Here is a 14034-nt window from a genome sequence, read left to right on the forward strand (position 1 = left end):
CCCGCAGATGATCGAGCCGTATCGGCTGCGCGTCGAGGCGCGCGTCCGCCCGCGCGAGGTGGACGTCCCTCACCCCGTCCTGTCGTGGGCGGTGCGCGGCGACCGGGACGGCCAGCGGCCGGTCGCCGCGCGGGTGACGCTGCGGCGGCCGGGAGCGCAGGGGGTGGTCTGGGACTCGGGCGTGCTGCCGGGCGAGGCCGTGTCGGCGACCTACGACGGGCCGGCCCTCGCGCCGGACGAGGCCTTCTCCTGGCGGGTCGAGGTCGAGGACGACGCCGGAGGCCGCGGGCAGGCGGAGTCGGAGTTCGAGACGGGCGTCGGCGACTGGGCCGGGGCGACGTGGATCGGGCGCGACCCCGAGCCGAACGACGCCGTCGATGCGACCGACCGCGACAGCGACGCGTCCGTGCGCCCCACGCTGCGCACGATGAACCTCGAGCCGCCGCTGCAGCTGCGACGGGCGTTCGAGCTCACGGGCGAGCCGCGCCGGGCGCGTCTCACGCTCAGCGCTCGCGGACTGGTCGTGCCGTACGTGAACGGCGAGCGCGTCGGGGGAGACGAGTTGCTGCCGGGGTGGACGGACTATCCGTCGCGCATCCAGTACCGCACGTTCGACGTGACCGGGCTGCTGCGTGCCGGGGGCAACGTGCTGGCCGCCGCGGTGGCCGAGGGGTGGTGGTCGGGCTTCGTGGGCTTCGACCAGCGCCACCACGCCCACCACTACGGCACCGCGCCGCAGCTGTTCGCCCGGCTCCTCGTCGACGACGAGGACGGCACGCGCACGGTCGTCGCCACCGACGGCTCCTGGCGCGAGCACGAGGGGCGTCGCCGGTGGGCCGACCTGCTGATGGGCGAGTACCTCGACGACCGCTTCGCGACGCCCGGCTGGACCGGGCGCGGCTTCGACGACGCGCGCTGGCGCCCCGCCGCGGTGCTCGACGCGGAGCCGGGCCCGCTCATCGGCCAGCGGGACGAGCCCGTGCGGGTCGTCGACGAGCTCGCACCCGTCGCCGTGGACCGCACCTCCGAGCGCACCATCGTCGACTTCGGTCAGAACCTCGTCGGGCGCCTGCGCGTGCCCGCCAGCCCCGACACGCCCCTGCGCATCCGACACGGCGAGGTGCTGCAGGACGGCGAGCTCTACGTCGAGAACCTCCGTTCGGCCGAGGCGACCGATCTCATCCGCTCGTCCACGCCCACCGAGCCGTTGTTCACGTTCCACGGCTTCCGCTACGCCGAGCTGACCGGGGCGGACGTGGACGCCTCGGCGGTGCGCGCGGCCGTGCTCTCGTCGGACGTGGAGTGGACCGGCAGCGTCACGACGTCGTCCCCGTTCCTCAACCGCCTGATCGAGAACATCCGCTGGGGGCAGCGCGGCAACTTCGTGTCGGTGCCGACGGACTGCCCGCAGCGGGACGAGCGGCTCGGCTGGACGGCCGACGTGCAGGTGTTCGCCCCGACGGCCACGCTGAACGCCGACCTGCAGGCGTTGCTCACCCGATGGCTGGACGACCTGGTGGCCGCGCAGCTGCCGAACGGCTCGGTGCCCGACGTCATCCCGCGCTCGCCGGGGACGACGCTGTTCGACTACGGCGCACCCGGCTGGGGCGACGCGATCGTGCTGGTGCCGTGGACCCTGTACCGCGTGTACGGAGACGCCGCCGTCCTGCGCCGCTACCTCGGGCCGATGCTGCGCTGGCTCGACTACGTCGCCGCCCGCAACCCGGACGGCGTGTGGCGCACGGGACGGGGCAACGACTACGGAGACTGGCTGTCTGTCGACGAGCACACCCCCAAGGAGGTCGTCGCGACGGCGTATCACGCGCATGCCACGGCGGTCGCCGCACACATCGCCGGGGTGCTCGGGAACACGTCGGAGGCCGACCGGCTGGAGGCGCGCGCCGCGATGATCAGGGAGGCGTTCGCGGGGGAGTTCCTGACCGCGGACGGTCGCGTGCACGGGGACTCGCAGACCGGGTACCTGATGACGCTCGCATGGGATCTCGCCCCCGACGAGGCGCGGCCCGCGCTCTTCGCCCGCCTCGTCGAGAAGATCGAGCAGCGGGGCGCGCGGCTGACGACGGGCTTCCACGGCGTCGCGCTGCTCTGCCCGACGCTCGCGCGGTTCGGTCGCGCCGACCTCGCGTACGACCTGCTCTTCCAGCGCGAGTTCCCGTCGTGGGGGTTCTCGATCGAGAACGGCGCGACGACGATCTGGGAGAGGTGGGACGGCTGGACCCCCGAGGGCGGGTTCCAGACGCCCGAGATGAACTCGTTCAACCACTACTCGCTCGGCTCCGTGGGCGAGTGGGTGTACACGGACGTCGCGGGCATCGCGCAGACCGACGCCTCGATCGGCTTCGAGGACGTGGTGATCGCGCCGCGCATCGACCGCCGGCTGGAGTGGGTGGAGGGCCGGCTGCAGACGGTCCGCGGCGAGATCAGGACGCGCTGGGCGCGTGAGCGCGACGAGATCGAGCTGACGGTCTCGCTTCCGCCCGGAGCCGGCGGTGTCGCCCGACTGGGCGGCGTCGAGCGCCGGCTCGCGTCGGGCACGTCCGTGCTGCGGGTGCTCGCGACGTCCGTGTGACGGGCTATACATGATCACGAACACAGCCGTCGGACTGGCGGCGAGACCACCGTCGGCGCCGTAGCCCCTGCGTCCTGCTCTCGATCTCGCTCGTGCTCGCGGTGTCTCTCCCGCACCAACGAGACGTCGTGCAGACGTGTTCTCGGGGCGATGACAGGCTGGTCATTACGCCTAACACCGGAGCAGCTCAGCAAGTCCGTGACGAGGTCGGCGGTGCCGGTCGCCTGTGCGTCAGCGACCGTGCGGGCCATGACGGCGGGAGACCTGTGCGCCACGCCGTCGAGCACTTCGGTCGACTCCCAACGCCCTAAGATCAGCCGATAACGCTCCGGATACGCGACGGCGCGGGCGACCTGCTCGGCGATCGAGCGTTCCAGCGCGTCGACGGCCGAGACGTCGCCGTTGAGGTCGCGTGCGAGTGCCGCGTGCAGGTGAGTGAGTTCGAGCGCCGTGAGCTCGGGCAGCAGGAGTTCCTTGCTGTTCGCGCGGTACGGCATCACTCGCGCTCGCGCGGGATCGTCACGGTCGTCTCCGAGCCCGCCGACCGGCAGGGCAACCTCCTACGTCGCGGGTCGCGTGGTGGTCGTCCCGTCGGTTACGGCCACGCCGACTACAAGGGCCGGAATCTCGTCGAGCGAGGATTCAGCGAGACGAAGCAGTGATTCGGGCTTGCCACCCGATACCACAGCGTTGTGACCGATCGCGGCGGTCTGTGTGCCGCGCTATCGCGCTGTGGCTGATGGCCACCAGGTGAGGGGCGTCAAGTATGTACGAGTTCGGAGGGGGTGGTTGCCTCTGATCGGAGCGCTCGTAGTGCTGCGGGGCGTCGTGCCGCGCGCGCACCGTTGAGGATGACGGCGACCTCGGCGATCTCGTGCACGAGTACGACGCCTGCGAGGCCGATGACGCCGAACAGTGCGAGGGGGAAGAGGACGATGATGATCGCCAGTGCCAGCACGATGTTCGTTGTCATGATGCGGCGGCCGCGTCGCGCGTGGGTGAGTGCGAGCGGGATCAGGCGGAGGTCGTGGCCGGTGAAGGCGGCGTCGGCGGATTCGATGGCCGCCGCGGATCCGGTGGCGCCCATGGCCAGGCCCACGGTGGCGGACGCGAGCGCGGGGGCGTCGTTGATGCCGTCGCCGACCATGACTGTCGGGGTCGAGGCCGTCAACGCGGTGATCGCGGCGGCCTTGTCGGGCGGTGTCTGCTCTGCGCGCACGTCGTCGATGCCGGCTTCTCGCGCGAGTGCGGCGGCGGTGCGCGGGTTGTCACCGGTGAGCATGACGGTACGGATGCCGGCGGCGTGCAGCATCTGGATCGCTTCGGCCGCGTCGGGGCGCAGCTCGTCCCGGATGCCGATCAGGCCGACAGTCCGTCCGTCGGCCTCGACGGCGACGACCGTCTCACCGTCCGCGGCCATGTCCTCGGCCGCGTCGCTCAGCGTGCCGGGGTCGATCCATCGCACGTTCCCGACCCGGATGCTCCGACCGCTCACTCGCCCCACCACACCGCGCCCCGCCTCCTCGACGACAGCGTCCGCGGTGAGAGTTGCGGGGGCCGCTGCAGTGACGGCTGCGGCGAGCGGGTGGCTGCTGGTGGCCTCGACGGCACCCGCCCACGAAAGGACGTCTTCCGTCGACACTCCGTCGACCGTGCGGATGTCGACGACCGCGGGTTCGTTGCGGGTGAGGGTGCCGGTCTTGTCGAAGGCGACGGTGCGGATCGTGCCGAGCTGTTCGAACGCCGCACCTGACTTGATGACGACACCGAACTTCGATGCCGCACCGATGGCGCTGATCACCGTTACCGGCACCGCGATCGCCATCGCACACGGGGACGCGGCGACGAGCACGACCAGCGCGCGTTCGACCCACGTCCACGGGTCCCCGACCATGATGCCGAACAGTGCAACCAGGGCGGCGACGATCAGGACGACGGGCACGAGGGGTCGGGCGATGCGGTCCGCGAGGCGCGCTCGTTCCCCCTTGCGGGCGTGGGCCTGTTCGACGAGCGCCACGATCTGCGTCAAAGAGTTGTCAGTGCCGTCGGATGTTGCTTCGAGCTGCAGGGTGCCGGCGCCGTTCACCGCTCCCGCAGGGACGGAGGTGCCTGGGCCCACATCGACGGGGATCGATTCGCCCGTGACGGCGGAGGTGTCGATGCTCGACCGGCCATCGACCACGACCCCATCGGTCGGAACGCGTTCGCCCGCGCCGACGATGACGATGTCGAGCTCCCGCACCTCGCTGGCAGGGATCGTCACCGTGCCGGACAACCGGGAGACACGCGCCGTCTCGGGGATCAGGGAGAGAAGCGCCCGCAGCCCCTCCTTCGCCCGATCCATCGCACGATCCTCGAGCGCCTCAGCCAGCGAGAAGAGGAACGCCAGCGCGGCAGCCTCACCCACGTGGCCGAGGAGCACCGCGCCGGCCGCCGCGACGGTCATCAGCAACCCGACACCGAGCCGACCACGCGCGAGCCGGCGCACAGCACCCGGGACGAACGTGTACGCGCCGGTGAGCAACGCCACAGATTGCAGCACCACCGCGGCAACGTCGAGCCCGGACCACTCCGCAGCGAAACCGACGAGAAGGAGCACACCGGATCCCGCCGACGGCAGCAACGCAGGGTCGCCCCACCACGGAGGTCGCACCTCAGCTGCCTCGGAATGCGCGTCACCAGTGCTTTGCGAGACCGGATCCGGTCCGCAACAGGCGTCACCGTCGTCGACGACGGGTGCAGGAGTCGTGGCCGTCCTCGGGGCGTGAGGCTCATCGACCGCGCAGCAGGCATCGCCGGTGGTCAGGGAGCGGGAGAGCGTGATGCGTCTCACGGCCATCGTTCTGGGGGCGTCTGCCGGGCCGCAGCACTCCTCGCTCATCGGAGAGCTTCCACCGTCTCGGTGTCCGACGGCGAGCAGCATCCGGGAACCGTGCACCCGTCCGTCGCGCACGGCGCGTCGTCGTCGAACGCGATCACCGCATCGACGAGCACCGTGATCGCGCGCGTCAGGTGCGCGTCGGCGATCTCATAGCGTGTGCTCCTCCCTTCCGGGACGGCCGCGACGATGCCGCACCCCCGCAGGCACGCGAGGTGATTCGACACGTTGGTCCGCGTCAGATCGAGTGCGTCCGCAAGACGGGCCGGGTAGCCGGGGCCGGAGAGGAGCTCCAGCAGAATACGAGAACGAGTCGGGTCGGACATCGCCCGCCCCAGCCTCGTCATGACGTCGACACGCGATCCAATGGTCAGCATCCCCTGAATATACAGCGGATGCTGACCAATAGTGAAGTGGCGGCTCGTCCTTGACTCTGCTTACGCTGCCCCGCTGCGAGATGTCAGCAATCGCAGGTGCACCCTCGACGAGCCTTGGCAGGCTTCGGAGCACGCACCAGTTCGGTCCATCGCTCGCCATCGAACCAGCGCTTACCCCCATTCGACTTCGGGTCGTCATACCAGCCCGCCGGGCGAGCAGTTGCGATCCGGACGAAGGACGATCCGTTCATGCGATCTCCGTTCTCTCGTTTCCGATGACGACACAGCTAGGCGCGGCGCTCGTCGGGGTGCAGCAGTCGGGCATGGCGCAGCCGGAACCGGTGCAATGGGCTCCGTCGTCGAACGCGATCACCGCGTCGACGAGTACGGTGATCGCGCGGGCGAGGTGCGCATCGGCCAGCTCGTACCTCGTTCGCCGCCCCTCCGTAGTCGCGACCACGATCCCGCACCCGCGCAGACATGCCAGATGGTTCGACACGTTCGGACGCGACAGGGCAAGGATCTCAGCAAGGCGGGCGGGGTAGGCGGGCCCAGAAAGCAACTCCAGCAAGATACGCGCCCGAGTTGCATCGGTCATCGCTCGACCCAACCTGATCATCACGTCAGCTCGAGCGCGAGCCTGGTCAACCGTGCCGAACTGACCCACCGATGAGATAGCAACCGAGGTAGCTGATCGAGGCGCACCTTCGACACCTGCGAGATCTACGGACGAAGTCATGCACGGGAGCCTAATTGATATCCGTTATCAATAATATTCTCGTCACTCAGCCGCCCCCGCTCCATCCCTCACACGGACCAGTCGGGGACGGACACGCCCTGTGCACGTTCCGGGAGGAGCGGCGCTGCGCGCTCCTCAAGCCACCGTGCCGCGTGCGCGGTCCACCCGGCGGCGGGGTCGTCCTCCGCGAGCCCGACGCCGTGCACCTCGCCGGGGAACAGATGCAGCTCGTGGGCGACGCCGGCGTCGGCCAGCGCCCGCGCCAGCAGCAGGGAGTGGCTTGCCGGCACCACGGGATCGCCGGTCGTGTGCCAGACGAAGACCGGCGGCGAGTCGGGGCGCACGAGGCTCTCGAGCGACACCGCGGTGGCGTCCTCGTCGCCCACGTCCTCTCCCAGCAGCACGGCCCTCGACCGCGGATGCGGGTCGCTGACCATGCTCACCACGGGATAGGCCAGGATCGCGAAGTCCGCGCGTTCGTCGGGCGCCGAGTCGGGGGCCAGCGCCGCGTGGCCCGCGAGGTGGCCTCCCGCAGAGAAGCCGATCACGCCGACGGGGCCCTCGCCAGTCGCCTTCTCGGCGGCGATCGCCGCGCGGACGGCGTCGAGGGGCGCGGGATGGGCGACGCCCACGGGGTAGCGGACGACCCGCGCATGCCACCCGAGGCCCTCGAGCCAGGCGGCGACGGGCTCGGCCTCGTGGGGTGCGTGCAGCTGGTAGCCGCCGCCGGGGAGCACCAGGATCGTCCCGTTGCGTCCGCTCACCGCGCTCGTCCCGTCCTGTCGGCGCCCTCGACCGCGAGGGCTCAGACGTCGAGCCTAGCCGGGCCGCGTGCATCCCGATCCTCGACGCTCGGCGATATCTTTGGCGGGTGTCGGATGCCGCCGCGGCCCGTGGGGTCGGGGACGGAGTTCGCACGCGCTCGCGTCGACGTGCGGGCGACGGGAAGTCAGGAGCGGTGATGGACGTGTCGGTGAGCGGCCGCATGGGCGGCCCGGAGACCGGAGCACGGTATCTCGCGTCGATCGTGCGACTTCGGGCGATGCTGAAGGCCGCCCTGGGCGAGGTGGCCGTCGCCGGCGTCGAGGTCACCGACATCGAGCTGTGGGTCGGCGGCACCGTCACCGATCACGCGCCGGGCGGCTTCTCGTCCGACGTGCGGTACTTCGCGAGGCAGCAGCGTCTGCTGCTCGCCGTGCTCGTGCCTGCGGCGTGCGCGCGCTCGGTCGACGACGATCTCGTCGACCGAGAGACAGCGAGGTGGATCGTCCGTGGGTTCGAGGACGCGAGGATGCCGAGGAGCGCGCAGAGACTGGATCTCGCGGACGTCTCCGTGGCCCTGCGCTCCCTCGTCGCCGACTGATCCGCCGCGCGTCGACGCGGGCGCGGCGACGTCCTACGGGTCGACATCCCAGAGGGTGTACGAGATCACCCCGGCCGGCAGCGGGTCGACCGGCTCGGTCAGCTCGTTCTCCACCCCGGCGAGGCGGCCGGTCTCCGCGTCGATCAGGACGGTGTCCTCCTGATCCTCCGACGTCGAGGCGACGCCGATGCCCACGACCTCGCGGCCCAGCCTGTCGGTGGCGGTGCCGCGCACCTCGAGGCCGCCGGCGTCGCGCAGCATCTCGAGCATGGTCGCCTCCTGCGCGTTCGAGAGCGTCCAGTGCTGCAGGAGCCCGTCGAACGCGACCAGCAGCTCGCCCGACGAGGCGCCGTCGGTCCAGCCGAACACCTCGAGCGCGGCCGAGATCTCGTCGCGGGACGAGCCGGACAGGCCCGTGATGCCCTCCGGCACGGCGAAGTCGGCGGGTTCGGTCACCACCTCGTCGATCAGCTCGCCCGGCTCGTACGGGCTCGCATCGACGCCGTCCGGTCTGTCGCCGTCGTCCCAGAACGACGGCGCGGCGACGATCGTCGTCCGGGCCCCGCCGTCCTCGGTCCACTCGTACGTGATCTCCTGCGGGACGACCTCGACGTGCTCCTGCTCGATCTCGGCGCTCCACGCCCAGACGATCGTCTGCACCTGGCGTTCCTGCTCCGGACCGTCCTGCGCCGCCAGCGTCACGAGGGCGTCGTCGAGGACGTCGTCGAGGCTGCCGGCATCCGAATACTGCAGCGGAGGCGGCGTCAGGGCGACGGCGCGGGGGGAGGGGGACAGCACGCCGACGGCCGCGAGCACGCCGATCGTGACGGCGGCGACGGCGGTCGACGCTCCCGCCCACAGGGCACGGGTGCGTGTCCGAGAGGCAGCGCGGCGCGGCGCGGCGGCGCCGCGGATGATGCTCTCGCGCAGCCGGACGTCCGCGGCGCTGCGAGCCGTCGCGGCCGATCGGCGCTCCGGAGCCGCCGCCCGGAACAGGCGGTCGAGGTCGTCTTCGCGAGTGCTCACGAGCGTCCTCCGTTCGCCTCGAGCTGCTTGCGCAGCTTCGCCCGAGCCCGGCTCAGCGTGGTCCAGACCGACGCCTGGCTGCACCTCAGCGCCTCGGCCACCTCGCCCGCGCTCAGCTCGTCCCAGTACGTGAGGACGACCACCTGACGCTCTCGCGCGGTCAGCTTCGCGAGCGCCTGCCGGAGGGCGAGCGCCTCGAGGGGGTGAAGAGGCTGCTTCGGCGACTGGAGACCCCGAGAGAGGGCGTCGAGCGCGCGCGCTCGCGAGCTCGCGCTGCGCGTGCGGTCCCGCAGCTTGTTGTCGGCCGTCCGCAGCAGCCAGGGGAGCGACATCGGCCTGCGGGGATCGAGCTTCCGCCAGGCCACGACGAAGACCTCGGCGGTCAGCTCGTCGACCTCGTCCTGCTCCTCGACCAGGCATTCGAGGTGGGCACGGACCCGGGGAAGGTACTGGTCGAACAGGTCCCGGAAGGCGGTTTCCTTCGCATGGTCCTCGGGCCCGGCCGCGGCGGCATGCGCCTGGCCGCTGTCGCTGCCGGTCTCCGACCTCGTCGCGCCTCGTGACACCCCCGCGCTGGAGAGCACCACGCCGAGCGCGGCGAAGATCCCGAGACGCACCGTGCCCCCTTGCTCCCCCGCCCTCGTGGGCCTCCGTCCAGGCTAGGGCATGTCGACGGAACGCCGAATCCGTCGCAGGGCCGATCGCCCCCGGGGTGACCCGTGAGCGTGTCGGGGACCGCGGCTGCCCCGCCGGTCAGGACGAGCAGCGGATGGTGCTGACCGTGCCGTAGACGTTGGTGCTCGTGCCCGCGCTGGCCGTGGCGAGCACCGCACCCGACGACGTCCTGGCCTGGACACTGCCCGAGCTGCGGGCGTTCGCGATCGAGCCCACCGAGGACAGGCCCGTCGGCGTCACGGTGGTGCACGTCGTCCAGCTGAGCTTCGTGCCGCCTCGGTCGGCGCGCGAGTAGGCGCAGAACGTGCCCGTCGCGCACGTGCCCACCGCGCGGGCGAAGGAGGGGACGGCGGACAGCTCCATCCCCAGCTCGGGCCAGACGACGTGGTACTCGTCGATCACGACCCCGCCGGGGACGGCATCGAGCGCGTATTCGACGTCCGGATGGAGCGAAGCCGGCACGGTCGTGGCCTCGGCGGCGGCGGGAAGCCCGACGAGCGCGAGGGTGAGCGCGGCGGCAGCGATGAACTTCTTCATGACTGTTCTCCTGGCGACGGGCGAGCGATCGGGTGAGGCTCGTCGTCTCGGGTGACGACGGGCCGCGCTCGCGCCTTCAAGAGAAGTGTCCGGCAGCGCGCGATATGCCAGAAGGGCGGAGTGTGCGCCCTTTTGCCGCTGACGCCGATTCCTGACATCCGTCGCGGTCAGTAGCTGAGGCTCGGCTGCAGCGCACCACCCACGACGAGCGCGAAGCCGAGGCCCGCGAAGCCCAGCGTCACCACCGTCCAGGACAGGACCGAGAGCCAGCGCCACCGTGCGCCCGACCGCGCCGCGGCCACCGCCCGCCACGCCGCGGGGACGACGCCGAGCGCGGCCAGCGCGAGCAGCACCTGCCCGGTGCGGATCACCGCCTCGGCCGGTGCCGGGCCGTCGGTGAGCAGCGCCTGGGCGACCGCGGACCAGGGCGCGACCGACGCCGCCGCGCACGCCGCGGCGAGCCAGGCGGCCCACGCCGGCGCCGCCGTGCGCAGGGACGACGCGCGCCGGCCGCGCGAGACACGGCGCGCCAGCGCGGCGATCGGGAGCGCCGCGAGGAAGGCCACGATGATCAGGGCCGATGCGAGCGCGACCAGCGGGAAGGCCGCCCGATGTGCGGGCATCGGCTGCAGGGTGAAGGCGGGGCTGAGGCCGACGGCCACCACCTCGCCGTCGCGGACGTCCGCGGCGACCACGCGGTCTCCGCCCACCTCCCGCCACACCCACGGCTCCACCTCGACGAGGTCGACCGGCTGCCCCGCGGCATCCGTGATGGCCGACACCGAGACCACGCCCTCTCCGCGGTCGGTCACGGCGACCGCGGAGGCGATGAAGAACGCGCGGATGAACGTCGACTCCCCGCGACGGGACAGCTGGTAGGTCCCGGCGATCGCCGCGGCATGATCCGCCGCCTCCGGGAGAGCGGCGGGCGTCTCCTCCCCGTCCGCGGGGAGATAACGATCGGCGAAGCCCGCGGCGACGAGCTCGCGCACGGCGGTTGACGAGTCGTCGCGGACGCCGCTGCTGTTCAGTGAGATGAAGATGCCGGCGCCGTCGTCGGGGTACAGCTCGAGCTGCGCGTGGAACGCCGTCAGGTCTCCCGCATGGCTCAGGACCCGATGGCCGCCCCGGGCGTCCTCGAAGAACCCCAGCGTCATCCGCGGGCCCGCGGCGAGGCCGCCGAGGTCGTCGGAGTCGAGCGCGGGCGCGTGCATCCGCTCGAGGCTCGCCTCCTCGAGCAGAGGGCGGTCGCCCGCGCCGAGCTGCGCCAGCATGAACCGCGCCATGTCGGACGACGTGGCCGAGACGGCGCCCGCCGGGGCGGGGGAGACGACCTCGAACGGCACCGGGTCCGACCCCGCGAAGCGGTACCCGGCGGACATGCGCTGCTGGTCCTCCGCGGCCAGGGGCTGCGTCACCGATGCGGTGTCCATGCCCGCCGGCTCGAAGACGTGCTCCTCGACGTACTGCTCGAACGGCTCGCCCGAGACCCGCTCGACGATGTACCCGGCGAGGCCGTTCGAGTAGTTGGAGTACGCGGGCGTGGTGCCCGGCTCGAAGATCTGCTCGGGCGGGTCGATCGACACCGCGTCGCGCAGGCTCACGGTCGGGCTGTCCGGCGACGTGATGAGCCCGGCGAGCTCGTCCTCGAAGCCCGCCGAGTGCGTGAGCAGGTGACGCACGGTCACCGGGGTCTCGAAGGAGACCGGCAGGTCGAAGTCGAGGTGGTCTTGGATCGGGTCGTCGAGGTCGAGCGATCCCTGCTCGACGAGCTGCATGACGGCGGTCGCCGTCACGACCTTCGAGATGGAGCCGATGCGGAACAGCGTGGAGCCGTCGACCGGGCGCGGGTCGGTCTCGTCGTCCCCGACCTCGGCGTAGCCGTAGCCCCGCTCTGCGACGATCTCGCCGTCGAGGACCACGCTGACGGTCGCGCCCACGATGCCCTCGCGCTCGAGTGCGGGGGGCACCATCCCGTCGAGCCACGCCGCGACGTCCTCCTCGAAGGCCGACTCCGACGCCGGCGCGACGACCGAGGACGCAGCCGGGGCTGCGATGTTCCGCGCTGCCGCGCCGAGGCAGAAGGGCGAGCAGGGCGGCGGCGCGGAGCACGGCGGAGGACTTCGGATGCACATGGCATGATCCCATGTCCGCGCCGCGCCCGACGCCCGCGCCTCGGGACAGGCGCGGGCGTCCTGACGGATCAGGTGGCGGCGTTCGTCCTCGGCTCGACGATCGGGTCGTCGGCGTGCTCGCGTGCATCATCCGGCCGGGCGCCCGGTGCGCCCAGGTCGGCCTGAGAGCGGACCAGCTCCTCGATCTGCGCGCCGGTCGCTGCGTCGACGCGCTTCCAGTACTCGAAGGCGCGCTGCAGCACGTCGCCCGTCACTCCGCCGAGCAGGTGACCCGCTACGGTCTTGACGAACGCCGCGCGCTGCTCGTCGTTCCACACGTCGCGGACGAGCGCGCCGGGCTGCGAGAAGTCGTCGTCCCTCTCCCGCAACGTGTACGCCTGGCGCACCATGTCGCCGTCGGTCTCCCACGACGGGTCGACCTCGCCGGTCTCGTCGGCGTAGCCGCGTCCGTAAGAGTTCGGCGCGTATACGGGCGCGTCCCCGTTGTGGTCGTACGCCATGGGCCCGTCCTGCGTGTAGGTGTTGACCTCGACGTGCGGCCTGTTGACCGGGAGCTGCAGATAGTTCGCCCCGATGCGGTGCCGGTGCGTGTCGGCGTAGGCGAACGCGCGCCCCAGCAGCATCTTGTCGGGGCTGAAGCCGATGCCCGGCACCAGGGCCGACGGCTCGAACGCCGCCTGCTCGATCTGCGCGAAGAAGTTCTCGGGGTTGCGGTTCAGGGTCATGGTGCCGACCTTGATCAGCGGGTAGTCCGCGTGCGGCCACACCTTCGTCAGGTCGAACGGGTTCGTGTGATACCCCTTCGCCTCGTCGTAAGGCATCACCTGCACGGACAGCGTCCACGACGGGAAGTCGCCGCGGTCGATGGCGGTGATGAGGTCGCGGCGGTGGAAGTCGGCGTCCTCGCCGGCGATGCGTGTCGCATCGTCGTCCGTGAGGCCCTCGACGCCCTGGTCGCTGTGGAAGTGGTACTTGACCCAGTGCTTCTCGCCCGCCGCGTTCACCCACATGTACGTGTGCGATCCGTAGCCGTTCATGTGACGGTAGCTCTTCGGGATGCCGCGGTCGCCCATGAGGTAGGTGACCTGGTGCGCCGACTCGGGGTTGAGGGTCCAGAAGTCCCACTGCATGTCGTTGTCGCGCAGGCCGCTGCCGCCGCGTCGCTTCTGCGAGCGGATGAAGTGCGGGAACTTCATCGTGTCGCGGATGAAGAAGACGGGCGTGTTGTTGCCGACGAGGTCGTAGTTGCCCTCGTCGGTGTAGAACTTCAGCGCGAAGCCCCGCGGGTCGCGCCACGTGTCGGGCGACCCCTGCTCGCCCGCGACGGTGGAGAAGCGCGCGAGCATGTCCGTGCGGGCGCCCGGCTGGAACAGGCCGGCCTTGGTGTACGTCGAGACGTCCTCGGTCGTCTCGAAGACGCCGAAGGCGCCGGAGCCCTTGGCATGCACGTTGCGCTCGGGCACGCGCTCCCGGTTGAAGTGCGCCATCTGGTTGAGGAAGTGGACGTCGTGCAACACGATCGGCCCGTCGGGGCCTACCGTGAGCGAGTTGCGGTCGCTGGGCGCGGGCGCACCCGTGTCGGTGGTGGACCCGAGCCGGGCCCCCTCCGACGGGGCGGTCTTGATGGATGTTCCGTCGTTCGGCTGGGGGAGCTCGGGCACGGGAGACCTCCGGATCATGGGGCCGCCTGCCGGACGCGGGCGGCGCGAGTGAA

13 protein-coding genes are annotated in these 14034 nt (G+C 71.4%); 2 read left to right on the forward strand and 11 right to left on the reverse strand.

The window, feature by feature from the left end; genetic code table 11:
• Positions 1–7: 7 nt before the first annotated feature.
• Complete coding sequence (locus tag K5S26_RS03880) at positions 8–2590, forward strand: alpha-L-rhamnosidase (protein WP_221856206.1); 2583 nt, start codon at positions 8–10, stop codon at positions 2588–2590.
• Between the two features lie 14 nt (positions 2591–2604).
• On the opposite strand, the gene K5S26_RS03885 is transcribed toward K5S26_RS03880, so the two are convergent.
• The 6 genes from K5S26_RS03885 to K5S26_RS03910 all read right to left on the reverse strand — a co-directional run bounded on the left by K5S26_RS03885 (position 2605) and on the right by K5S26_RS03910 (position 7348).
• Positions 2605–3087 (reverse strand): hypothetical protein, encoded by a 483-nt coding sequence (locus tag K5S26_RS03885; RefSeq protein WP_221856208.1) that lies wholly within the window; start codon positions 3085–3087, stop codon positions 2605–2607.
• A gap of 263 nt (positions 3088–3350) precedes the next feature.
• On the reverse strand, positions 3351–5243 hold the full coding sequence (locus K5S26_RS03890; protein ID WP_308122748.1) for a heavy metal translocating P-type ATPase: 1893 nt from the start codon (positions 5241–5243) through the stop codon (positions 3351–3353).
• A gap of 224 nt (positions 5244–5467) precedes the next feature.
• Entirely contained in the window at positions 5468–5845 is a 378-nt protein-coding gene (gene cmtR, locus K5S26_RS03895; RefSeq protein WP_221856212.1) for a Cd(II)/Pb(II)-sensing metalloregulatory transcriptional regulator CmtR, read from the reverse strand.
• A gap of 83 nt (positions 5846–5928) precedes the next feature.
• Positions 5929–6096, reverse strand: a complete 168-nt coding sequence (locus K5S26_RS19290) for a DUF2510 domain-containing protein (RefSeq protein ID WP_221856214.1) — start codon at positions 6094–6096, stop codon at positions 5929–5931.
• Positions 6093–6464 carry an ArsR/SmtB family transcription factor gene (locus K5S26_RS03905; protein ID WP_221856770.1) on the reverse strand — a complete coding sequence of 124 codons (372 nt, stop codon included), beginning with the start codon at positions 6462–6464 and terminating at the stop codon, positions 6093–6095. Before K5S26_RS03905 ends, K5S26_RS19290 begins: the two co-directional genes overlap by 4 nt.
• Positions 6465–6652: 188 nt before the next feature.
• Positions 6653–7348: an alpha/beta hydrolase gene (locus tag K5S26_RS03910; RefSeq protein ID WP_221856216.1), complete on the reverse strand. Its 696-nt coding sequence runs from the start codon at positions 7346–7348 to the stop codon at positions 6653–6655.
• 197 nt (positions 7349–7545) lie between these two features.
• Here K5S26_RS03910 and K5S26_RS03915 point away from each other — a divergent pair, with 197 nt between their 5' ends.
• Positions 7546–7947 carry a hypothetical protein gene (locus tag K5S26_RS03915; protein ID WP_221856218.1) on the forward strand — a complete coding sequence of 134 codons (402 nt, stop codon included), beginning with the start codon at positions 7546–7548 and terminating at the stop codon, positions 7945–7947.
• Positions 7948–7980: 33 nt separating this feature from the next.
• Here the strand turns inward: K5S26_RS03915 and K5S26_RS03920 are convergent, their stop codons facing one another.
• From K5S26_RS03920 to K5S26_RS03940, 5 genes are all read right to left on the reverse strand, one after another.
• Positions 7981–8973: a hypothetical protein gene (locus K5S26_RS03920; protein ID WP_221856220.1), complete on the reverse strand. Its 993-nt coding sequence runs from the start codon at positions 8971–8973 to the stop codon at positions 7981–7983.
• Complete coding sequence (locus K5S26_RS03925; RefSeq protein WP_221856222.1) at positions 8970–9590, reverse strand: RNA polymerase sigma factor; 621 nt, start codon at positions 9588–9590, stop codon at positions 8970–8972. Before K5S26_RS03925 ends, K5S26_RS03920 begins: the two co-directional genes overlap by 4 nt.
• A gap of 136 nt (positions 9591–9726) precedes the next feature.
• Positions 9727–10185, reverse strand: a complete 459-nt coding sequence (locus tag K5S26_RS03930) for a peptidase inhibitor family I36 protein (protein ID WP_221856224.1) — start codon at positions 10183–10185, stop codon at positions 9727–9729.
• A gap of 167 nt (positions 10186–10352) precedes the next feature.
• Positions 10353–12158 (reverse strand): serine hydrolase domain-containing protein, encoded by a 1806-nt coding sequence (locus K5S26_RS03935; RefSeq protein ID WP_221856226.1) that lies wholly within the window; start codon positions 12156–12158, stop codon positions 10353–10355.
• 230 nt (positions 12159–12388) lie between these two features.
• Positions 12389–13999: a catalase gene (locus tag K5S26_RS03940; RefSeq protein WP_221856228.1), complete on the reverse strand. Its 1611-nt coding sequence runs from the start codon at positions 13997–13999 to the stop codon at positions 12389–12391.
• Positions 14000–14034 lie beyond the last annotated feature (35 nt).

The sequence above is a fragment of the Microbacterium marinilacus genome, assembly GCF_019753765.1.
Lineage (GTDB): Bacteria > Actinomycetota > Actinomycetes > Actinomycetales > Microbacteriaceae > Microbacterium > Microbacterium marinilacus.